Source organism: Luteimonas sp. Soil_N_1, from assembly GCF_057656255.1.
In genome coordinates this window covers 2,069,248-2,091,071 of the sequence record NZ_JBDGKS010000001.1, presented here as the reverse complement: position 1 = coordinate 2,091,071, position 21,824 = coordinate 2,069,248, and the positions used below count along the sequence as shown (strand labels likewise).

The following is a 21,824-nucleotide window of genomic DNA, read 5'->3' as shown; positions in this document are numbered from 1 at the left end:
CGCAATCCGCCCGAGGCTGTCGGCACCGCGCCGCAGTTCGGCGGCGACTTTACCGCAGGCGCGTTGGCGGGTCGCGGCTCAACGCGCGTCGCGGCGCCATTGCGCGGCCTCTTCGCGAATCAATGCGCGCTCGGCCGCATCGAGCCGTTCCAGACTGCGCACCTGCTGTGCGGTGCGCGGGTTGGCGGCCAGCAGCGCTTCGTGGCGCAACATGAAATCCCAGTACAGACGCGTGTACGGGCAGGCCTGTGGGCCGGTGCGCTGCCCGGGATCGAACGGACATCGACGGCAGTAACTGCCGGCGCTCATGCGCTCGATGTAGCGGCCGCTGGCGATGTAGGGCTTGCTGGACATCAGACCGCCATCGGCGAACTGGCTCATGCCGAGCACGTTGGGCATCTCCACCCACTCCACCGCATCGACGTACACGGCGAGAAACCAGCGATGCACCTGCGCAGGCTCGACGCCCAGCAGTTGCGCGTACAGACCGATGACCATCAGGCGCTGGATGTGGTGGGCGTACCCCCGTGTCAGCGTCTGCCGCAGGGCATCGGCCAGGCACGGCATCGGTGCGTCGCCGGTCCAGTAGAAGCCGGGCAGATCGCCGCGCGCCTGCAGTGCGTTGCTGTCCGCGTAGCGCGGCATCTGCGTCCAGTAGACGCCGCGCACGTATTCGCGCCAGCCGAGGATCTGACGGATGTAGCCCTCCGCGGCCGCCAGCGGTGCCCTGCCCGCGCGCCATGCGGCTTCGACCGCGTCGACGACTTCGCGTGGCGCGAGCAGTTTGAGATTCAGCGCGGACGCGATCTGCGAATGCCAGAGCCAAGGCGCGTCCGGCCACAGCGCGTCCTGCCAGTGGCCGAAGGCCGGCAGACGTTCCTCGATGAAGCATTCGAGTGCGTGCAGCGCCTGCGCGCGGGTGACCGGCCACGCGAACCGGTCCAGATCACCGGGGTGATCGGCGAAACGCGTGCGCACGAGGTCGAGCACCTCGCGCGTGAGCGCGTCCGGCTCGACATGTGGCGGCGCCGGCACCACGCCCGGGCCCTGCGCGTCGAACGGTGCGCGGTTTTCGGTATCGAAGTTCCAGCGCTCGCCTGCGGGCACGTCGCGTTCCATCAGCACGTGATGCGTGCGGCGCATGTGCCGGTAGAACGTTTCGAGCCGCAGTTCCGGCTGGCCACGCGCCCACCCGGCGAATGCGCGCACGTCGCAGTAGAAGTGGCGGTCCGGTTCGATCACCAGTTCGACGCCTGCGGCCGATGTCGCATCGCGGATCGCCTGTAGCACGCGCCAGTCGCCTGGCGCAGTCATCCGCACGGATTGCGGACGCAGGTGTTCGATGGCCGATGCCAGTTCCGCACCGAGCGTGCCGCGATTGTCCGGGTCATCGAGCAGCCGGTAGTCGACCGTCCAGCCGCCAGTGCGCCGATCCTGCGCGAAGTGCCGCATCGCGCTCAGGAACAGCGCGGTCCGCATCTTAGTGGACCACACGTGGGTGGATTCTTCGGCGACTTCCGCCATCCACACGACGTCGTGCGCCGGATCGCAGCCATCGAAGGCGGCCGCGGTCGGATCGAGCTGGTCACCCAGCACGATGATGAGATGACGGACCGGATCAGCCATCACGTGAGGTATCGGGCGCGTCCGCAGCGCGCTTGTTGCGACGGCAACGCTCCGAGCAGTAACGCACCTCGTCCCAGGTCTTCGCCCACGCGCGACGCCAGGTCATCGTGCGGCCGCAGACCGCGCAGGGTTTGCTGGGCAGGAAGCTCTTGTTGCCGGCGAACTCGCTGTCGCGCTTGCGTGGCATCGGCGGCTCCTGTGTCCGCAGTGTCCACGCGGAGAAATCAGGCGTGGTGCGAGGGCGACGTGGATCGCCGCCCCGGCGGACTCAGAGACTGCCTTCCTGCTCGTGCAGCGTGATCAGCGACTCCATCAGATCCTCTTCCGCGCTCGAGCACACGCCCAGCAACACGGCCTCCTCGCATCCGGTGTCGACGATGTAGGCGTGGCCCATCTGGCTGTCGATGTAGATGCCCTCGCCCTGGTCCAGCACCACCGGATCGTAGAACTCCGTGTGCACCTGGATCCGGCCTTCGAGTACGTGGATGTACTCCTCGCCGGGATGACGGACCAGTTCGCCGAACTCGGCCGGCGTCTTGGCGCGCACCTTCGTGACGATCGGGATCATGCGTTTGCGGCGCAGTTCCGTGCACAGATAGAAGTAATCGTAGTTGTCGGTCTTGACCCGCAACGCCTTGTCGAGCGTGCCGACACTGCGTCGGGCTGTCACCGCCTGCGGCGCGCCGCTGGCGGGATCGGGCTCGGCGAACAGCTCGGACACGCGCATGTTCAGCCGCTGCGCCAGGTGCTGGAGCTTGTCGTAGGTCAGGGTCAACCGGTCGTGTTCGATCTTCGACAGGGTCGACAGGGGGATACCGGTGTGTTCGCTCATTTCCTTGAGCGTCCAACCCTTTCGCGTGCGCAGACCGCGCAGCAGGGTTCCGAGCGTCGGGCTCTTCGGACTCATGACAGACCTTGGGTATTCCCAGTGAAGTGACCCGCACGATACACCGCGCGGATGAATATCGTCCTGATCAGGATGGTCACGCGTTTCAACAGCCTTCTCCGCAGCGCCGGATCGTCTGCCGCCTCCTTCCGCGCGGCTGCATTGCGCCCATTCCGCATGCCCGGAGCACCGGCCCACTCCACCAAGACCGTCACCCACAGGGTCACAGAGCGTTGACATTTCTCTGATCAGGAATATTGTTGCCTGATCAAGATAGTTCCGGCGCCTCCGTGCAAACCCATGGGCGTCCTGTGTTCCTGCTCCGGGGGTCGTCGCATGCGTCCGTTTTCGTGGCTCGTCGCTCTGTGTTGCGCGCTTGCGCTGTCCGGCCAGGCCGGCGCCCGCCAGTCGCCGGCTGCACTTCCGGATACGCGCGCAGCCGCCGTCGACGCCACCCCGCGCCTGACGGCCGAGGACGCGACGACGTGGCTCGATGGGGTGATGCCGTTCGCGATCGCACAGGGCGATGTCGCCGGCGCCGTGGTCACCGTGGTCAAGGACGGCCGGATCCTGGTCCGTCGCGGCTATGGCTTCGCCGACGTGGCGGCGCGCACCCCGGTCGATCCCGACCGGACCCTGTTCCGGATGGCCTCGGTGTCCAAGGTCCTGACCTGGACCGCCGTGATGCAGCTGGTCGAGGCCGGCACGCTGGATCTCGATGCGGACATCAACCGCTATCTGGATTTCCGCGTGCCCGAACGCGGCGCGCCGATCACGCTGCGGCAGCTGATGACGCATACCGCCGGCTTCGAAGCCAACATCAAGCACATGTGGACCAGCGAGGCGGTGGCGGAGGCCGGCGGGATCGAACTCGGCCCCTACCTCAAGCGCTGGGTGCCGGGACAGATCTTCGCGCCGGGCACCGTGCCGGCGTATTCGAATTACGGGACGAGCCTCGCCGGTTACATCGTCGAGCGCGTGTCGGGCCAGCCGTTCGCCGACTACGTCGCGCAGCACATCTTCGCGCCGTTGCAGATGCGGCACTCGAGCTTCCTGCAGCCGCTGCCGCCCGCGCTGCGCGCACAGGTGTCGAAGGGCTACGCGCTGGGGTCGGGCACGCCGCGTGACTTCGAAGTCACGCCGTCCGCGCCGGCCGGTGGTCTGTCCGCGAGCGGGTCGGACATGGCGCGTTTCATGATCGCCCATCTCGCCGCCGCAGGCGGCCGCGACAGCGCGATTCTCAAGGCATCGACCAGCGCGCAGATGCTCACCCCGCAGACCCGTTTCGCACCGCCGCTGCACACGATGGCGCTCGGCTTCTACGAGATCGACGTCAACGGCCAGCGCGTGGTCTCCCACGCCGGCGACACATTCTCGTTCCACTCGCAGCTGTTCCTGTTCCGCGACCACGACGTCGGCCTGTTCGTCTCGCTCAACAGCGCAGGCGTCGATGGCGTCACCGGGCCGATCCGTCGCGAACTGCTGGAGCGATTTGCCGCGCACTATTTCCCGGCCGCCCGCCCCGCCGCCGCGCCGGTCGTCGATCTCGAACTGGCCCGCGAGCAGGCCCGGATGCTGGCCGCTTCGACGTATCGCGATTCGCGACGCGCCGAGACCGGGCTCGGCCGCACCACGTTCCTGTCCCAGTCGCGGCTGCAGGCCCTCGATGATGGCGGCCTGCGCTTCGAGCGCATGAAGCAGCCCAACCGGCAGCCCACGACGTTCAAGCCGATCGCGCCGTGGCTGTGGCAGGCGACCCACAGCGAAGTGCGCCTGGCGGCGATCGTCGAAGACGGACAACCCGTCGGATTCGCGATCGACACGTCCGCGCCGTTCAATGTCTTCCTGCGTGTCGAAGCCTATCGCTCCGCGCTGTGGCTCAAGCCGCTGCTGACGGTCGCCGTCGCTGTGCTCGGCCTCGCCGCGCTGGCGTGGCCGATCGCAGCCATCGTCCGGCGTCGCCACGCACGCACGCTGCACTGGCCGCCGCGAACCCTGCGCGCCTATCGCCTGAGCCGGTTCGCCTGCTGGTGGATGCTGCTGGTGCCGGTGGCCGCGCTCGGCGTGATGGCCTGGGCCGCGAAGGATTTCGCCCGCTTCGACGACCGGCTCGACCCGGTGATCGTGCTGCTCGGAATCGCCACGGTGCTCGCGATCGTCGGCGGCATCGCCGCGATGGCGTGGAATCTCGTGCAGACCCTTCGCACCCGCCACGGCGTGCTGCCGAAGCTCTGGGCGGTGTTGCTGCTGGTGTCCGCCTGTGTGCTCGCCTACGTCCTGGTCCTGATGGGCCTGGCCGACTTTGCTCTCGACTATTGACCCGCGCCCCGCGACGGGCTGGAGACTCCGTGTGAAATTGAATCTGCAGATCGACAAGCTGCACATGCTGGCCCCGTTCCGGATCAGCGGTTATGTCTTCGAGCACGCGCCTGTGCTGCGCGTGGAGCTGGAAGACGGCGGCCTGCGCGGTCGCGGCGAAGCCAGCGGCGTCTACTACCTGGACGACAAGCCCGAGCAGATGCTCGCGACGCTGGAATCGCTGCGCGACACGATCGAAGCCGGCATCAGCCGCGCGGAACTGCAGCAGCTGCTGCCGCGCGGTGGCGCACGCAATGCACTCGATTGCGCGCTGTGGGACTTGGACGCCGCGCGTGCCGGCAAGCCCGCATGGGCGCTGGCCGGGCTGTCGCAGGTGCGTCCGCTGCTGACCACGTGGACGCTGGGCGCCGATGATCCGGCAACGATGCAGTCGATCGCGGTCGAGCGCTACGCGCCGGCGAAGGCTTTGAAGCTCAAGCTGAGCGGCGAACTCGATATCGACATCGAACGCGTCCGCGCCGTGCGCAAGGTGCGCCCGGATGTGTGGATCGGCGTGGATGCGAACCAGGGCTATACCGTCGACGTGCTCGATGCGCTGATCCCGGTGCTGATGGACAACGACGTCAAGCTGCTCGAGCAGCCGCTGCGGCGCGGACGCGAAGCGGACCTCAAGGGCTTCGCACGACCGCTGCCGTTCGCCGCCGACGAGAGCGTGCAGGACGTGTCCGAGATCGACGCGCTGGCCGGCCTGTTCGACGTCATCAACATCAAGCTCGACAAGTCCGGCGGCCTGACCGAAGGCCTGGCGATGGTCGAGCGGGCGCGCACGCTGGGCCTGCAGGTCATGGTCGGCAACATGATGGGCAGCAGCTGGGCGATGGCGCCCGCCTACATCGTCGGTCAGCATTGCGACGTCGTGGATCTCGATGGCCCGCTCGTGCTGCGCGACGATCGCGTGCCGGGCGTGCGCTATGACGACGGGCTGGTCCATTGCGACGACACCATCTGGGGAACGGGAGTGCAGGCATGAAGTCGTATCCAACACGCGTCCGCGGCTGGCGGCCGTTCGTCTCCGGCTTGCTGCTCGCCTCGGCCGGACTGATCTCGCCGCTGCATGCACAGGCACCCTCGCCCACCCCGCCGGATGCGCCGATCGCAGAAGCGCCGGTCACCGATGACGCGACGCCGACGGCTACTGGCACACTCGACACCGCGCGCGTCGACACTTTCCTCGACGGTCTGGTGCCGTATCTGATGGCGCAGGGCGATCTCGCTGGCGCGGTCGTCACCGTGGTCGAGAACGGCCGGGTCGTCACCGAGCGCGGCTTCGGCTTCTCGGATGTCGAAAAGCGCACGCCGGTCGACCCCGAGACCACACTGTTCCGTCCGGGCTCGATCTCCAAGCTGTTCGTCTGGACTGCGGTGATGCAGCTCGTCGAGCAGGGCAAGCTGGATCTCGACACCGACATCAACACCTATCTCGACTTCGAGGTGCCGACCGAAGGGCAGCCGATCACGCTGCGCCAGGCGATGACCCACACTTCGGGTCTGGAAGAGCGCCTGCGTTACCTGATCGTGCTCGGCCCGGACCACCCGGCCACCGGCGCGAACTACATCAAGGACTGGGTGCCCGGACAGATCTTCGCGCCCGGCACCAAGCCGGCGTATTCCAACTACGCGACCGGCATTGCGGCCTACATCGTCGAGCGCGTCAGCGGGCAGGCGTTCGAGGACTACGCGCAGGACCACATCCTGGGACCGCTGGGCATGCAGCACGCCAGCTTCCACCAGCAGTTGCCCGCGGCATTGTTGCCGCACGCGGCGACCGGTTACCGGCTCGGCTCCGGTAAAGCCTGGGCGGCCGAGAAGAACACCGCACCGGGCATCGGCGGCCTGTATGCATCGGGTTCGGCGATGGCGCGCTTCATGATGGCCACGCTCAACGAGGGCGAGCTTGACGGCCAGCGCATCCTGCGCGCCGACACCACCGCGCAGATGCTCACTCCGCAGCCGTCGATCCTGCCGCATCTGCCGCGCATGGCGCTCGGCTGGATGACCTCCGACACCGCCGGCTACGACACCCGTTCGCACGGCGGCACGACGCTGTTCTTCTATTCGTGGCTGTACCTGATTCCCGAGCGCAACATCGGCCTGTTCGTGTCGACCAACAGCGCCGGCCGAGACGCCGCAGGCGCTGCACTGCGCGCGCAGGTGTGGGAGCGCTTCGTCGAGGAATTTCTGCCGAAGCGTCCGATCGCAGCCGCCGGCCCCGGTGTCGATGCCGACACCGCACGCACGCATGCCGCCGCGCTCGCCGGTGCCAGCTGGCAGAGCACGCGCCGCTCCGACAGCACCTATCTGCGTCTGCTCACCCTGCTGTCGCCGGTGCGCGTGCATCCGCAGGACGACGGCACGATCACCGTCGATGGCCAGAAGGGCCTCAACGGGCAACTGCTGCGCTGGCGCGAAGTCTCGCCCTGGCTGTGGCAGCAGGAGAACGGCCGCGGACTCATGGAAGTGAAGCTCGAGAACGATCGTCCGGTGTACTTCTCCGCCGGTCCGTTCGCCTCGGTGTTCGGCTATGAGCCGATTCCCGCCTGGCGTTCGCCCGCATGGCTGCGTCCGGCGCTGATCGTGTCGCTGCTGGTTCTGCTGCTGTCGGCGGTAATGCGCGTCAGCGGTGTGTTCGTGCGGCGTTCGTATGGTGTCGCTGCACCGGTCGAAGGCCGCAGCCTGCGCGTGCTGCAGACGCTGTCGGTCGCGGTGCTGCTGATCGGCATGCTCGCCTGGGTGCTCTACGCCAAGGCGATGGGCGAACCCGGCGCGATTTCCGGCTACAGCAACGGGCCGCTGATCGCCATGCAGGCGTTGTCGTGGCTGGGCGCGCTCGCAGTCTTGGCACTGGTGTGGGTGGCGATCCGCAAGCCGGCGAGCTGGCCGCGCGTGCGTCGCATCGGTGCCTGGATCGTCGCGCTGGCAGGCCTGGTCGTGCTGTTCGTCGCGTGGACGCAGGGACTGCTGACCACCGGCACGCAGCTGTAATCGGCAACGGGGCCTCACCATGACGACGGAGGCCCCCAAGGCCTGGTTCGGGCAACCGCCGGGCCTGACGATCCTGTTCCTGACCGAGATGTGGGAGAAGTTCTCCTACTACGGCATGCGGGCGCTGCTGGTCTATTACATGACCAAGCAGCTGCTGTTCTCGCAGGAACAGGCCTCGATGGTCTACGGCCTGTACACCGCGCTGGTGTATCTGACACCGGTGTTCGGCGGCCTGCTCGCTGACCGCTGGCTGGGCAAGCGGCGTGCGGTGATCCTCGGCGGCGCGATCATGGCGCTGGGTCATTTCCTGATGGCCTTCGACGCGCTGCTCTATCCGGCGCTGCTGGCGATCGTGCTCGGCAACGGGTTGTTCCTGCCCACCCTGCCCGGCCAGGTCGGCGATCTGTATCGGCGCGAGGATCCGCGTCGCGGCTCGGCCTTCAACGTCTACTACGTTGGCATCAACCTCGGCGCGTTCCTCGCGCCGCTGGTTTGCGGCACGCTCGGCGAGGTCTACGGCTGGCATGTCGGGTTCGCCGCCGCCGGCATCGGCATGCTGCTGGGCCTGGTGATCTACATCGCCGGGCGCCGGCATCTGCCGCCCGACCCGCCGCGCAACAGCGTCGAGACCCTGCCAATGTCGACACTGTGGCTGCCGGCCTATCGTCCGCTGCTGCAGCTGATGGCGATGATTGCCGGGGTGATCGTGCTGTTCCGCCTTGCCTACGAACAGGTGGGCAACACCATCGCGATCTGGCTCGACACCGGCGTCGATCGCGTGGTCACCGCGGACTTCACGATTCCGATGACCTGGTTCTTCTCGCTCAACCCATTGCTGGTGTTCGTCATCACGCCCTGGCTGGTGCAGCACTGGACGCGGCAGGCGCGCGCGGGGCGCGAAGCTGCGCCGTTGACCAAGATGGCGATCGGCGCTGGTGTGGTCGGCCTGTCGTTCGCGCTCGTCGCCATGCTCGGCGGAGCGCCGTCGGCGCAGGTCGGCTGGCTCTGGGCGGCGCTGTTCTTCGCACTGTTCACCTTCGGCGAACTCTTCATCCTGCCGGTCGGGCTGGGTCTGTTCGCACGACTCGCCCCCGTAGGGTTCGGCGCGACGATCATCGCGTTCTGGTTCCTCGCCTCGTTCGGCGGCAACCTGCTGGCCGGCGTCGTCGGCACGCTGTGGTCGCGCGTGTCCAGCCATGTGTTCTTCGCGCTGATGGCGGGTGTGTGCCTGCTCGTCGCGGGCTTGCTGCTGCGTCTGGAACGCAGAGCGCGTCCGTTGCTCGTGCCGCAAGGCGGACCTGTGATCGGGGCCTGATGCCGGTGCGGCGCCGGCGTCCACGTCCGGCGCGTTGCTTCCGGCCCCTTGCGCCATCGGGTCGATCCCGCGATCGCATTCCGTGCGACCGGCGCGGCGTGTGCCCGCAGCGAACGCGCAGGTGGGGCACCGCCTCGCTGCCTCGTCGCAGCTTTAGACGCAGCCCGCACCGCACCACGCCCTTTCAGGCCAAAGCATCCCGATAGGCCTTGACAATTCTCTGATTGGGATAAATATTCCCTACACAGGATTTGTGGAGGTTTCGTGATGACCGATCGGCCTGAGCACTCCCCGGCGCGTCGTCGCCTCCTCGGCGGCGCGGTCGCCCTGGCCGCTGGCGCCATCGCATTTCCGGCCATCGCCCGCGGCCGCCACGCCGTGCTGCCGGGTGTCGCAGCCGAGTATTCGACACGCGCCATCGACCTCGTCCGCGAATCGCTGGTCATCGACATGCTCGGCGTGCTGAAGCTCGACTTCCGCCCCGAATACCCCGCCATCCGGATCAGCGACCAGGACGCGGCCGACATGCGCGCCAGCGGCATCACGGGTTTCCATCACGCGGTGGGCCTCGGCGGTCCGAACGTGTTCCAGGACACGCTGACCTACATGGCGGCCTGGAACGGATTCGTCGGCCGCAACAGCCACGTCTTCAGCCTCGTGGGCGAAGCAGCGGATCTCGACCGCGCCAAGGCCGAGGGCAAGATCGCCGTGATGATCGGCGTGCAGAACGCCGAGCACTTCCGCACCCCCGCCGATGTCGCGCTGTTCTACGGCCTGGGCATGCGCTGCGCGCAGCTGACCTACAACGCGCAGAACCTGCTCGGCTCGGGCGCGACCGATCGCGTCGACGGCGGCGTCAGCGATTTCGGCGTGCAGATCATCGAGGCGATGAACGCGAGCGGCATGCTGATCGACGTGTCGCATTGCGGTGACCGCACGACGCTGGATGCGATCGAACTGTCGCCGCGTCCGATCGCGATCACCCATTCCAACTGCCGCGCGCTCAACGATCACCCGCGGGTCAAGACCGACGAGGCGATCCGCAAGCTGGCGTCGAAGGACGGCGTGATGGGCATCACCGGCGTGCGCATGTTCGTACGCGACCGCGAGCCGACGACGATCGAACACATGGTCGACCACATCGACCACGTCGTGAAGCTGGTCGGCGTCGATCACGTGGGCATCGGCTCCGACGCCGACCTGCACGGCTACGACGACATGCCCGGCGACCAGGGCGCTGCGCTGCGCGCCGGCTACAAGGCCAGCTATGCATTCCGCGAAAAGATCGACACCGACGGTTTCGATCACCCGCGCAAGACCTTCGATCTCACCGAAGTGCTGATCCGTCGCGGCTACAGCGACGCCCACATCCGCCAGATCCTGGGCGGCAATTTCAGGCGCCTGCTCGGCCAGACCTGGAAGCCGATCGTCCTGTCCAACTGATTCTTCCGTTCTTACCAGCCACGCCCCGGAGCTGTCCGCATGCGCAAGACGTTGAACCGTTCGATCCTCGCCACCACCGTGGCCATGTGCTGCGCCGGTTTCGCGACCCAGGCGCTCGCGCAGGACGCCGCTGTCGACGACGGCCGCAAGGCGCCCGACGCGGTGGAGCTCGATCGCGTGGTGGCGACTGCGCAGAAGCGCAGCGAGAACATCATGGAAGTCGCGTCGGGCGTCAGCGTGATCAGCGAGGAGCGCCTCGAAGCCTTCGGCGCGACGCGGCTCAACGATTTCGCCGCCTATGTGCCGGGTTTCCAGGTCGACAGCGGCGGTGCGCCGGGTCAGACCACGATGGCACTGCGCGGCGTGGCGCCGCTCGGCGGCGGTTCGATCATCGGCACCTACATCGACGACACGCCGATCGGCCCCAGCACGAACAAGCAGCGTGCGACCTCGTACGCGCTGGATCTGCTGCCCTACGACATCCAGAGCGTGGAAGTGCTGCGCGGGCCGCAGGGCACGCTGTATGGCGCAGGCGCGATGGGCGGCCTGTTCAAGTACACCACCAAGGCGGCCGATCCCGACACGATCGAATTCCGCGCCGGCATGGACGTCAACAGCACCAGCGAAGCGGGTGATCTGGGAACCGGCATCCGCGCTGCGATGAACGCGCCGATCATCGAAGGCCGCGTCGGCTTGCGCGCGAGTTTCTCGCGACAGGTGACGCCGGGCTATGTCGACCAGCCCGACCTGACCGGCAAGGATGCGGAAGAAAGCAATGGCTACTCGCAGCTCGCATCGCGCGTGGCACTGACGTGGCGCATCGCCGACAACATCGATCTGCGCCTGCAGACGCTGCACCAGCTCGTCGATGCGGACAACAGCGCGCAGGTCGGCCTGCTGCATCCGTCGCTGGAACCGGCGCGCGGCGAACTCGACGGCATCCTGTTCCGGCCCACGCCCTACCGCATGGAAACCAACTACCACTCGGCGATCCTCGACTGGGATCTGGGGCACATGGACTTCGTGTCCGCGACCAGTTTCTCCGAAACGCACATGGACGAGACCCAGGATTCGACCCTGGTCTATGGCATCGCCTGGCCCCTGCTGACCGGCGGCGCCATTCCCGCCGGCCAGGCGCAGTTCGACATCTTCCTCGGCACGCGCAAGTGGACACAGGAATTCCGTCTGAGTTCCAAGGCGGACGAGCGTTTCGAATGGCTGGTCGGCACGTTCCTGACCGGCGAGAAGCACGCCAACCGCCAGCGGGTCAGCGCCTACGACATCAGCGGCAATCCGCTGCCGTTCAATGCCGGCGCCGGCACCCTGCCCGGCACCTACGACGAGCAGGCGGTGTTCGCCGACGCGACGTACAAGTTCAGTCCGCGCTTCGACGTATCGGCCGGCGTGCGCTACGCACGCAACGAGCAGGATTTCGAACAGCACACCAACGGCGCGCTGTATGGCGGCACGCTGGATCTGGTCGATTCGGTGGACGACAAGGTGTTCACCTGGAAGCTCGCATCGCGCTGGCATGTCAGCGACCGCTCGATGTTCTACGCCCGCTATGCGACCGGCTATCGCCCGGGCGGCCCGAACGTCTCGGTGACCGGCACCGTGCCGATGACCAGGGCCGACACGCTGGGCAACTTCGAGCTGGGCTTCAAGTCGCACTTCTGGGACCGCCGCGCGATGCTCGATGTCGCCGCGTTCCGCATCGACTGGGACGACATCCAGCTGCGCGAAACCGTTGGCGGCATCTCGCGCATGGGCAACGCCGGCAGCGCCAAGAGCCAGGGCGTGGAACTCGCGCTGATGGTGCGCGCCGCCGAGCGCGTGACCGTTGGCTTGAACGGCGCCTACACCGATTCCGAACTCGGGGACGTGCCGGTGGCGAGCGGCCTGGTGTCCGGCAGCCGCATGCCGCTGACGCCGCGACTGAGCTGGTCGAGCACGGTGGATTACGACTTCGATGTCGGCCAGCAGTGGCAGGGCCGCGTCGGCGGTGGCTTCCGCTTCACCGGCAATCGCGTCGGCACCGGCGGCTACGAGATCGAGAGCTACCAGGCCTTCGATCTGCATGCCGAGCTGACCAACATGCGCTGGACCGCGCGTGTCTACGCACGCAACCTCACCGACGAACGCGCATACGTCTCGACCGGTCTCGTGCGCGACGTGCTCAACCGCAACGTCGCGGTGCTCGGCGTGCCGCTGCAGCCGCGCACTGTAGGCCTCTCGCTCGATTACCGCTTCTGATCCGCGACTGATCCCGCCCATCGGCGTGCATCGCCGCTGGGCACGCGCTGCACGCGCGCCCCACAACACAACCCGATCCGGTGCGCTTTCGCGCAGGTGCACGTCTGCCTGCTGCGCATCGGATCACCGTGACCACGCGATGCGAACGCCTCGCGCCGGTCGTCCGGATCTCCTTTCCGCTATCGAATGTCGGAGTGCCACATGACATCCCCCTCGAGCGCCGCAGTGCATGCCGTCACGGCCGTGCCCCGGCCCTACCTGTTGTTCCTCGGCGACACCACCGAAGCCGGCTTCGCGAAGACCGCGATCGGCCTGCACGACTGGGCGCCGGAGCTGTGCATCGCCGAATGGCAGCTTCCCGGCTGCACGGTGAGCACGGGCCTGCCGACGATGACTCCGACACAGGCCCATGCCGCCGGCGCGCGCGCCCTGGTGATCGGCGTGGCCAATCGGGGCGGCGTGGTCGTCGCCGAGTGGCTGCCGGCGCTGGTCGACGCGCTGGCGGCAGGTCTCGATCTCGTCAGCGGTCTGCACCAGCGGCTTGGCGACATTCCCGAACTCGCTGAAGCAGCCAAGCGCTATGGCCGCCAGTTGCTCGACGTGCGCGTGCCGCCGCCGGGCATCCCGGTCGCCACCGGGCGCAAGCGTTGCGGCAAGCGCGTGCTGACCGTCGGCACCGACTGCGCACTCGGCAAGAAGTACACCGCCCTCGCCCTCGCACGCGGCCTGCGTGCCCGCGGCATCGATGCCGATTTCCGCGCGAGCGGGCAGACCGGCATCCTGATCGCCGGCAGCGGTATTCCGATGGACGCGGTGGTCGCCGACTTCTCTGCAGGTGCCGCCGAACTGCTGTCGCCCGACGCCGATGACGCGCACTGGGATGTCATCGAAGGCCAGGGCTCGCTGTTCCATCCCGCCTATGCCGGCGTGAGTCTCGGTCTGCTGCATGGCAGCCAGCCGGACGTGTTCGTGGTCTGCCACCAGCCGGGGCGTGCGCACGTGCTCGGCTATCCCGACTACGACCTGCCGTCGATCGAGGATGTGATCGCACTGACCGTGCAGATGGGACGTCGCACGAACCCCGACATCCGCTGCATCGGCGTCAGTCTCAACACTCATGGCATGAGCGCAGAAGCTGCCGGGGCAGCCTGCGACGAGGTCAGCGCACGGCTCGGCCTGCCCGCCGCCGACCCGATGCGGGAAGATGGCCGATTCGACCGACTGGTGGACGCATGTCTCGCATGAACCTCTCATTCCGGCCTGGTGGCCTGTGTTTCGCTGCGCTGCTGACGCTGGTCCCGCTTGCGGGCAGCGCGGCCGCGCCCAGCAACGTCGATACCGAAGTGGCGCGACTGGCCACGCTGGTCGACGGCACCGTCGGCGTGTCCGCCTGGCGCCTCGATGGCCGTGGGCCGCAGGTGCACCTCAATCCCGACGAAGCGTTCCCGATGGCGAGCACCTTCAAGGTCGCCGTGGCAGCCGCGGTGCTGGCGAAGATCGACGCCGGCGAGTTGCAGCTGTCGACGATGGTGCCGGTGCCGATGGCGATGCAGGTCGATTCGGAAGTCATCGCCGACCGCTTCATCCACGAAGGCCTGAGCCTGTCGGTACACAACCTGCTCGAGGTGATGCTGACCCAGAGCGACAACACCGCGACCGATGTGCTGGTGGCGCAGGCCGGCGGCCCGGCGGCCGTCACCGCCTGGTTGCGTGCACAGGGCATCGAAGGGCAGCGTCTGGATCGCAATACGCGCGATCTTCTGCTCGAGTTCTACGGCGTCACCGATGCCGGCCCGCTGACCAAGGCGCGCTCCGCCGAGCTGTCGCGTGATCCGGCCTTCGTCGCACGTCGCGGCACGCCGAACACCGCCTTCGACACCGATCCACGCGACACCTCCACGCCGCGCGCGATGTCCACGCTGCTGACGCGGCTGTTCGAAGGCGATGCCCTGAGCGCCGACAGCACGACGACGTTGATCCAGATCATGGAACGCTGCCGCACCTGTAGCGATCGTCTGCGCGGCCGCATGCCGCCGGGCACGGTGGTCGCCGACAAGAGCGGCACCCTGGGCGGCAGCGTCAACGATGTCGGCGTGGTCACCCTGCCCGACGGCGGCCGGTTCGCGATCTCGGTGTTCGTCAAGGCGAGCAGCGCGCCGCGCAGCGAACGCGAGCGCGTCATCGCCGAGATCGCACGCACCGTGCGCGACTTCTATCTGCTGGAGCCGCCGGCCGCGCAGCCGTGACCGCGACGGCCAGTCGCTTCCAGCGGTATCTGTTGCCGGGCCTGGCGTTCAAGTCGGCGGTGATCGGCGGCGGCTATGCCACGGGCCGCGAACTCGCCGAGTTCTTCCTGCCGTCCGGGCCGTGGGGCGGCCTCGCTGCGATGACGCTGGCGACGGTGATCTGGAGCGTGGTCTGCATTCTCACGTTCCTGCTGGCCCGCGCGATCGGCGGCTACGACTACCGCACCTTCTTCCGGCATCTGCTCGGCCGCGGCTGGTGGACGTTCGAGGTCGCCTATCTGGCGTTGATCGTCGTGGTGCTCGCGGTGTTCGGCGCGGCGGCCGGTGAACTCGCGGCCAGCATGTTCGACTGGCCGCGCATCGTCGGCACGCTGTTGCTGGTGGTGGTGATCACCGCCGTCGTGCAGGCCGGCACTGATGCGGTCGAGCGTCTGTTCAAGCTCATGTCGATCTTCATGTATCTGGTCTACGCGCTGGCCGCGTGCCTGATCCTGTTCCGCTTCGGCGATGGCGCCGTCGCGCAGTTTTCGACGAACCGCACGCTCGGACCCGGTTGGGCGCTCAACGGCCTGACCTACGCCGGCTACAACGTGTTCGCCGCGATCTCCGCATTGCTGGTGGTGCGGCATCTGATGCGGCGTCGCGACGCGGTGGTCGCAGGCGCCCTCGCCGGCCCGCTGGCGATCCTGCCGGCGATGATCTTCTACGTCTGCATGCTCGCCTTCATGCCGGACATCGCGGATGCACCGCTGCCGTCCGATCTGATGCTCGGGCAACTCGCGCTTCCGTGGTTCCAGTGGCTGTTCCGGCTGATGATCCTGGTCGCACTGGTCGAGACCGGTGTCGCCCTGATGGCCTCGGTCGACGGACGTATCGGCGCGAACTGGAAGGAGCGCACCGGTGCCGCACCGGGCCGGGGCGTTCGCGTCGCGATCATCGCCGCGATCCTGCTCAGCGCGGTGTTTCTCGCCGATGCGGTGGGTCTGGTCGCGCTGATCGCACAGGGCTATCGACTGCTGGCGTACGCGATTCTCGCAACCTACGTGGTGCCGCTGCTGGTGTATGCGCTGCGGGAGATATGGACGCGCCGCGACCGCGCATTCGAACGCACGGGTGAGAAGGCGCAGGTGGACGGGATCCACGTGGCGGATCGCGCCTGATCCACAGCACTCCCACCGCCGACCCATAATCTGGGGCTATGGATCGGCGGTGTTAATTCAATAGCCGCGCCCGCGGGTGCCGCTGAAGATGAAAGCCTTCCCTGCGCGCTGGCCGAGGCCCGATTCCCGCATGCAATCCGCTTTCGCGCACGCCGATTCCTGGCCGCCCCCGTACCTGCTCTATCTCGGCGATGCACCCGACGATCTCGCGGCCAAGACCGCCAGCGGCCTCGTGCGCTTCCGCCCGGACTCGTGCATCGCGCAGTTGCGTGGCCCCGATTGCAGGACCAGCGTGCAGCTGCCGGACATGGACTTCGCGCAGGCCCGCGCGGCCGGTGCGCAGACGATGATCGTCGGTGTCGCCAATGCCGGCGGTCGCTTCGGCGCGGACACGGTCGCGCACGTGATCGCTGCGCTCGATGCCGGTCTCAACGTGGCCTCCGGCCTGCACGAACGCCTGAGCGCGCACCCCGATATCGTCGACGCCGCGACGCGCACTGGTCGCCACCTGTTCGACGCGCGCGTGCCACCTGACGTGCCGGTGGGTGATGGCCGCAAGCGCGCCGGCCGGCGTCTGTTGACCGTGGGCACCGACTGCTCGACCGGCAAGATGTACACCGCGCTGTCGATCGAAGCGGAGCTGCGCGCGCGCGGCGTCAAGGCCGATTTCCGCGCGACCGGGCAGACCGGGATCTTCATCGCCGGACGCGGCGTGCCGGTCGACGCGGTGATCGCCGATTTCATTTCCGGCAGCGTCGAATGGCTGTCGCCGGCGCGGCACGATCTCGGCTGGGATGTCATCGAAGGCCAAGGCTCTCTTTTCCATGCTTCGTTTGCCAGCGTCTCGCTGGGCCTGCTGCACGGTGCACAGCCCGATGCGCTGGTGCTGTGCCACGAGCCCGGACGCGCGCACATGCGCGGGCTCGCGCACGCACCGGTACCGGATCTCAAAAGCACCCTCGAGGCGAATCTCGCCGCGGCGCGATTGACCAATCCGCAGGTGCAGGCCGTCGGCATCGCGCTCAATACCTCCAGGCTGCCGGCCGCGGACGCACTGCGCCTGTGCCGCGAAATCGAACACACGCTGGGTCTGCCCACGCAGGACCCGGTGCGCCACGGCACTGCCGCCATCGTCGACCGGATCCAGACATGTCTTCCTGGCTGAGCGCCCATCACCGCAGCTGGCCGCTGGCCACGCCCTTCCGTATTTCGCGTGGCCTGCGCACGACGGCCGAAGTCGTCGAGGTGCACGTCAGTGATGGCGGGCTCGTCGGGCGCGGCGAAGCCACGCCCTACGCCCGTTATGGGGAGACCGTCGAATCGGTCATGGCGCAGATCGAAACGCTGTCGCGCGCGACACCCTCGGCGCTCGATCGCGCGCAGCTGCAGGCCGCATTGCCACCCGGCGCCGCGCGCAATGCGGTCGACACTGCGCTGTGGGATTTGGAATCGCAGCGTCGCGGCGTGCCGGTGTCGACCCTGCTCGGTCAGACCGCCCCACCCTGTCTGCCGAGTGCGCAAACGATCGGGCTGGACACCGCGGAACGCATGGCCGCTGCCGCGCGCGGTTACGCGCATCTCGATCTGCTGAAGATCAAGGTCGGCGCCGAGGATCCGGGCGCATTGATCCGCGCGGTCCGCGACGCCGCGCCCGACGCGCGGTTGATCGTCGATCCCAACGAAAGCTGGACGTTCGAACTGCTGCAGGCCGTGCAACCGGTGCTGGCGGAGACGCGCGTCGAAATGATTGAGCAGCCCTTGCCCGCCGGCGACGACGACGCGCTGCTCGGATTCGAATCGGTCGCGCTGCTGTGCGCCGACGAGTCCTGTCATGTTGCGGCCGATCTTCCGCGCCTGCGCGGCCGCTACCAGGTCGTCAACATCAAGCTCGACAAGACCGGCGGTCTGACGGGCGCGCTGTCGCTGCTGGAAGCCGCGCGCGCGCAGGGCTTCGAGATCATGGTCGGCTGCATGGCCTGTTCGTCGCTGGCGATTGCGCCTGCTCTGCATGTCGCACGGCACGCGCGCTTTATCGATCTGGATGGTCCACTGTGGCTGCGCGCCGACCATCCCGGTGGCGTGCATCTGGTCGGCGGCCTGTTGCAGCCGACGGCACCAGCGCTCTGGGGCGGTGGGCTGCATACGGCATCGACACCTGCCGGGATGCAGCACGTCGTCGCCGCACGCGCGGCTGCACCGGGGCAGATTCCAGCGACGACCTGATTCACACCGGCTTCCTCCCATCCCGGATGCCGCCGGCCACACGCACTCCGGACCCGACCCATGCGCTTCCGCCAGATCGAAGTCTTCCACGCGATCTACACCACCGGCTCGATCAGCGGCGCCGCGCGAGCCCTGCACGTCTCGCAGCCGGCGCTGAGCAAGGTGTTGCAGCACACCGAACAGCAACTGGGCATGGCGCTGTTCAAGCGCGTGCGCGGGCGCCTGGTCCCGACCGAGGAAGCGCACGCACTGGCGACCGAAGCCGCGGAAGTGTTCCGTCGGTTGACGTCACTGCAGAAGACCGCCAGCAATCTGCGCTTCCTGACCGACGGGCACATCCGCCTCGCCGTCGTGCCGTCGCTGGGCCTGCACATCGCGCCGCTTGCGATCGCCCGCTTCCGCGCGCGCCATCCGCAGGCCACGTTCGAAGTACAGACACTGCATCACGACGACCTCTTCCGGGCGCTGTACGAACGCAGCTGCGACATCGCGATCGGCTACGACGCGCCGCCGCACCCGCGGCTCAAACGCCGCGATCTGGCCGACGGCGAACTGGTGCTGATGTTCCGCGACCAGGACCTGCCGGACGCCGGTGAACGCATTCCGCTGCAGGCGCTGCAGGACCGGGATCTGGTCGGGCTGACCACCGGCGGGCCGCTGGGCGATCTGTTCAATCGCGAACTGCAGCGCCTGCAGGTGCGCGTGCGCGAGGTCGTGTCCAACCAGACTTTCTACATCGCGGCCGGTCTGACCCGCTGCGGCGCGGGCATGTCGATCGTCGACGAGTTCACCGCCCAGGCCACCGGCGGCGCCGGTCTTGCCTACCGGCCGACGTCACCGGCGCTCGGCTTCAAGGTGCAGTGCATGTTCCTCGAAGACCGGCCGCCGTCGCGCCTGACCGAAGGGTTCCTGAAACACTTCGCCGTCGCGTTGAACGAACGTGGCGGGCCGGACGACGTCTGATCGCGCGGCGGCATTCTCAATCCGGTGTATCGGCCTCGATCGCCCGCGTGTGCTTCGGTAAGCCATCGACGAATGCACCGACCAAGGCGACGAAGCGATCGGGATCCTGCGTGTGCAGAAAATGTTCGCTGCCCTCGAACGTGACCTGCCGCGCGCCGTAACGCGTCGCCAGCCCACGCTGGCTGTCGAGCCAGACGGTGAGGAAATCATCGCCGCGCTTGAGCACGCCGGCCGACAGCACCAGCGCAGGCACATCTGCTGCAGGCGTGATCGCACGCACCTGCGCTTCGCTGGCTTCGAGCGCCCTGAACTCGCGCGCCTGTGTGGGGGCCAGCGCGAGCACACCGCCCAGCCACCACGGGTCGGCACAGCGTGATTCGCCCAGCGCGGCGATACAGCGCAGCATGAAATCCGAGGCGCGTGCGTCATCGAACACGAGAGCCGCGACGTCCTGCGGATAACGCGCGGCATAGGACTCGGCGATCAGACCACCCAGCGAATGGCCGACCAGCACATACGGGCCGGGCACGCCGGTCTCGCGCAGCAGCGCGCGCAGTTCGAACGCCATCGTGTTGGCATCGCGCGGGCCCTCGGGTACGGCGTCGCTTTCGCAGTAGCCGGGCCGGTCGAAGGTGATCACCCGGCCGTGCTGCGCCAGACGCTCGAGCACGGCAGAGAACGTCACCTGGCCACTGCCCAGACCAGTGATCAGCACCAGCGTCGGCGTCGCTGCGCCGCCTTCTCCGCTGATCGACCACGACACCTGTCGACCATCGACCTCGGCCGACTGCAGCGTCGCCGGAAACGGAATGTCCGACGTGCAACTGCCCTTGCGGATCAGCAGATGCAGCGCGAGCACGGCGGCCAGCACAAGCACCACGAGTACGACGAGCGAAATACGGAGCCAGCGCCGCCGGCGCGGTCGCGGCAAGGCGTGCGACATCAGTCGGAACTCCGCAACAGACGCAAGGTGTTGGCGCCGGCGATAGAGAGCTGGAGTGCGGCGCCATCGGGTTCGAACTGGATCTGGACCGGCCTGAGCGGATCTTCGGCCACGAAGACACCCTGCGCGCCGCGTTTGAACCACTGCACCGCGCCCGCCTCACCTGTCAGCGGCGACACGATGCGCACCGGCAGGCGGTCGCCTTCGACGGCACCCACGCGATAGTGCAGATCGAGGCCCGCGTCCACGTAATCGCCGGCGCGTTCGGGCATCGGCGCGGGGCCGGTCCACAGCGCGTCGCCTTCGAGCAGTGCGGCGATCGCATCGGCGCGCGGATTCGGATTCCAGTCGCCGCGATTGCACAGCACCGCGACGGCCAGCCTGCGCGCCGGCACACGCAGGTACTGCAGCTTGAATGCTTCGGCCGCGCCGCCGTGTTCGACCACGTGCTGGCCATTGCGCTCGCCGACGCGCAGACCGCCCGCATAGTCCAGGCCCGAAGGCATGCCCGCCGCGCTGCCATCCCGCAGGTGTGCAGGCGCCAGCATGATGTCGCGCACCGCATCGGTCCACACGGCATGTCCGATTTCGATGTCGTTCTCGTAGCGCGCCAGGTCATCGGCGCTGAGCATCAGTCCACCCGAACCGCCGATCAGCGGATAGGTATCGCGCACTACGAAGCCGTCGCCATCGGGCAGATAGCCGTGTGCGACGTGGGCGCCGTCCGGACGTGCGCCATCCATGAAGAACGCATCGCGCATGCCCATCGGTTCGAACACGTGCGTGCGCATGTAGTCGGCGAACGACTGGCCGGATGTCCGCGCGACGAGTTCCGCGAGCAGCAGGTAGCCGCCATTGGAATACTCGAAGCGCGTCCCCGGCTCAAATGCGGTGTCAGGACGCGCGACGACGAGCGCCAGCGCCTGCGCGCTATCCAGGGCACCCCAGTCCTTCGCACCCGACATCGCCGCCAGCGACAGCCAGTCGGCGATGCCGGCGGTGTGATGCAGCAGCATCCGCGGCGTCACCGTGCGCGTGTATTCCGGAAGTTCCGGAATATAGGTGCGCACGTCGCCATCGAGATCGATGTCACCGGCGACCGCGAGTTGCGCGACCGCCAGCGCGGTGAACTGCTTGGAGACGGACGCCGCGTAGAACTGCGTGCTGCCGTCGATCGCGCGACCGGTTTCCAGATCCGCGAGGCCCGCGGAGGTCGACAGGATCGGCTGACCCGCGCGGAACGCCGCGACCGCGCAGCCGGGCGCATTCGCATGCGTGCCGTCGGCGATCAGCGGCCGGATTTCTCCGGCCCCGATCGCCTGCACCTGCGCCGTCGCCAGCACCAACGGCAACGACCACCACAGTGTCGACTTCAGCAAGGGTGCGCTCCGCGGCTGTGTCCCAC

General features: G+C 67.9%; 17 protein-coding genes. 12 read left to right on the top strand and 5 right to left on the bottom strand.

The genetic code is table 11. The features are described 5' to 3' along the window. Positions 1–78: 78 nt before the first annotated feature. From AC3A4E_RS09630 to AC3A4E_RS09620, 3 genes are all read right to left on the bottom strand, one after another. The gene (locus AC3A4E_RS09630) at positions 79–1,626 is read right to left on the bottom strand and encodes a cryptochrome/photolyase family protein (RefSeq protein WP_487631265.1); all 1,548 of its coding nucleotides are present in this window, start codon (positions 1,624–1,626) and stop codon (positions 79–81) included. Continuing rightward, positions 1,619–1,813, bottom strand: a complete 195-nt coding sequence (locus AC3A4E_RS09625) for a DUF2256 domain-containing protein (protein ID WP_487631264.1) — start codon at positions 1,811–1,813, stop codon at positions 1,619–1,621. Before AC3A4E_RS09625 ends, AC3A4E_RS09630 begins: the two co-directional genes overlap by 8 nt. An 81-nt stretch (positions 1,814–1,894) precedes the next feature. After that, entirely contained in the window at positions 1,895–2,533 is a 639-nt protein-coding gene (locus AC3A4E_RS09620; RefSeq protein ID WP_487631263.1) for a helix-turn-helix domain-containing protein, read from the bottom strand. Positions 2,534–2,848: 315 nt separating this feature from the next. On the opposite strand from AC3A4E_RS09620, the gene AC3A4E_RS09615 reads away from it, so the two are divergent. The 12 genes from AC3A4E_RS09615 to AC3A4E_RS09560 all read left to right on the top strand — a co-directional run bounded on the left by AC3A4E_RS09615 (position 2,849) and on the right by AC3A4E_RS09560 (position 19,476). Beyond that, positions 2,849–4,831, top strand: coding sequence for a serine hydrolase domain-containing protein (locus tag AC3A4E_RS09615; RefSeq protein WP_487631262.1), 1,983 nt, complete (start codon positions 2,849–2,851; stop codon positions 4,829–4,831). A 31-nt stretch (positions 4,832–4,862) separates the two neighbouring features. Beyond that, positions 4,863–5,861, top strand: a complete 999-nt coding sequence (locus tag AC3A4E_RS09610; RefSeq protein WP_487631261.1) for a dipeptide epimerase — start codon at positions 4,863–4,865, stop codon at positions 5,859–5,861. Continuing rightward, the gene (locus AC3A4E_RS09605; RefSeq protein WP_487631260.1) at positions 5,858–7,873 is read left to right on the top strand and encodes a serine hydrolase domain-containing protein; all 2,016 of its coding nucleotides are present in this window, start codon (positions 5,858–5,860) and stop codon (positions 7,871–7,873) included. The genes AC3A4E_RS09610 and AC3A4E_RS09605 overlap by 4 nt, the downstream gene beginning before the upstream one ends. Positions 7,874–7,892: 19 nt before the next feature. Continuing rightward, positions 7,893–9,188: a peptide MFS transporter gene (locus AC3A4E_RS09600; RefSeq protein ID WP_487631259.1), complete on the top strand. Its 1,296-nt coding sequence runs from the start codon at positions 7,893–7,895 to the stop codon at positions 9,186–9,188. 267 nt (positions 9,189–9,455) lie between these two features. Then, positions 9,456–10,631, top strand: a complete 1,176-nt coding sequence (locus AC3A4E_RS09595; protein ID WP_487631258.1) for a dipeptidase — start codon at positions 9,456–9,458, stop codon at positions 10,629–10,631. A gap of 39 nt (positions 10,632–10,670) precedes the next feature. Continuing rightward, positions 10,671–12,884, top strand: a complete 2,214-nt coding sequence (locus AC3A4E_RS09590) for a TonB-dependent receptor (protein WP_487631257.1) — start codon at positions 10,671–10,673, stop codon at positions 12,882–12,884. 201 nt (positions 12,885–13,085) lie between these two features. Next, entirely contained in the window at positions 13,086–14,129 is a 1,044-nt protein-coding gene (locus AC3A4E_RS09585) for an N-acetyltransferase DgcN family protein (RefSeq protein WP_487631256.1), read from the top strand. After that, a complete protein-coding gene (bla, locus tag AC3A4E_RS09580) occupies positions 14,126–15,130 on the top strand; it encodes a class A beta-lactamase (protein WP_487631255.1) in 1,005 nt (334 codons plus the stop codon). Before AC3A4E_RS09585 ends, bla begins: the two co-directional genes overlap by 4 nt. Further along, positions 15,127–16,290 (top strand): YkvI family membrane protein, encoded by a 1,164-nt coding sequence (locus AC3A4E_RS09575; protein ID WP_487631254.1) that lies wholly within the window; start codon positions 15,127–15,129, stop codon positions 16,288–16,290. The genes bla and AC3A4E_RS09575 overlap by 4 nt, the downstream gene beginning before the upstream one ends. A 130-nt stretch (positions 16,291–16,420) precedes the next feature. Then, positions 16,421–17,455, top strand: coding sequence for an N-acetyltransferase DgcN (gene dgcN, locus AC3A4E_RS09570; protein ID WP_487631253.1), 1,035 nt, complete (start codon positions 16,421–16,423; stop codon positions 17,453–17,455). Continuing rightward, positions 17,440–18,513 (top strand): N-acetyl-D-Glu racemase DgcA, encoded by a 1,074-nt coding sequence (gene dgcA, locus AC3A4E_RS09565; protein WP_487631252.1) that lies wholly within the window; start codon positions 17,440–17,442, stop codon positions 18,511–18,513. The genes dgcN and dgcA overlap by 16 nt, the downstream gene beginning before the upstream one ends. 60 nt (positions 18,514–18,573) lie before the next feature. Further along, entirely contained in the window at positions 18,574–19,476 is a 903-nt protein-coding gene (locus tag AC3A4E_RS09560; protein ID WP_487631251.1) for a LysR family transcriptional regulator, read from the top strand. Between the two features lie 16 nt (positions 19,477–19,492). Here AC3A4E_RS09560 and AC3A4E_RS09555 read toward each other — a convergent pair whose 3' ends face one another. Beyond that, positions 19,493–20,419 carry an alpha/beta fold hydrolase gene (locus tag AC3A4E_RS09555; RefSeq protein ID WP_487631250.1) on the bottom strand — a complete coding sequence of 309 codons (927 nt, stop codon included), beginning with the start codon at positions 20,417–20,419 and terminating at the stop codon, positions 19,493–19,495. Continuing rightward, positions 20,419–21,798, bottom strand: coding sequence for a serine hydrolase domain-containing protein (locus AC3A4E_RS09550; RefSeq protein WP_487631249.1), 1,380 nt, complete (start codon positions 21,796–21,798; stop codon positions 20,419–20,421). Before AC3A4E_RS09550 ends, AC3A4E_RS09555 begins: the two co-directional genes overlap by 1 nt. Positions 21,799–21,824 lie beyond the last annotated feature (26 nt).

Coding starts and splice junctions, on each gene's coding strand:
- AC3A4E_RS09630 (WP_487631265.1), bottom strand. CDS start 1,626: ATGGCTGATCCGGTCCGTCATCTCATCATCGTGCTGGGTGACCAGCTC.
- AC3A4E_RS09625 (WP_487631264.1), bottom strand. CDS start 1,813: ATGCCACGCAAGCGCGACAGCGAGTTCGCCGGCAACAAGAGCTTCCTG.
- AC3A4E_RS09620 (WP_487631263.1), bottom strand. CDS start 2,533: ATGAGTCCGAAGAGCCCGACGCTCGGAACCCTGCTGCGCGGTCTGCGC.
- AC3A4E_RS09615 (WP_487631262.1), top strand. CDS start 2,849: ATGCGTCCGTTTTCGTGGCTCGTCGCTCTGTGTTGCGCGCTTGCGCTG.
- AC3A4E_RS09605 (WP_487631260.1), top strand. CDS start 5,858: ATGAAGTCGTATCCAACACGCGTCCGCGGCTGGCGGCCGTTCGTCTCC.
- AC3A4E_RS09600 (WP_487631259.1), top strand. CDS start 7,893: ATGACGACGGAGGCCCCCAAGGCCTGGTTCGGGCAACCGCCGGGCCTG.
- AC3A4E_RS09595 (WP_487631258.1), top strand. CDS start 9,456: ATGACCGATCGGCCTGAGCACTCCCCGGCGCGTCGTCGCCTCCTCGGC.
- AC3A4E_RS09590 (WP_487631257.1), top strand. CDS start 10,671: ATGCGCAAGACGTTGAACCGTTCGATCCTCGCCACCACCGTGGCCATG.
- AC3A4E_RS09585 (WP_487631256.1), top strand. CDS start 13,086: ATGACATCCCCCTCGAGCGCCGCAGTGCATGCCGTCACGGCCGTGCCC.
- bla (WP_487631255.1), top strand. CDS start 14,126: ATGAACCTCTCATTCCGGCCTGGTGGCCTGTGTTTCGCTGCGCTGCTG.
- dgcN (WP_487631253.1), top strand. CDS start 16,421: ATGCAATCCGCTTTCGCGCACGCCGATTCCTGGCCGCCCCCGTACCTG.
- dgcA (WP_487631252.1), top strand. CDS start 17,440: ATGTCTTCCTGGCTGAGCGCCCATCACCGCAGCTGGCCGCTGGCCACG.
- AC3A4E_RS09560 (WP_487631251.1), top strand. CDS start 18,574: ATGCGCTTCCGCCAGATCGAAGTCTTCCACGCGATCTACACCACCGGC.
- AC3A4E_RS09555 (WP_487631250.1), bottom strand. CDS start 20,419: ATGTCGCACGCCTTGCCGCGACCGCGCCGGCGGCGCTGGCTCCGTATT.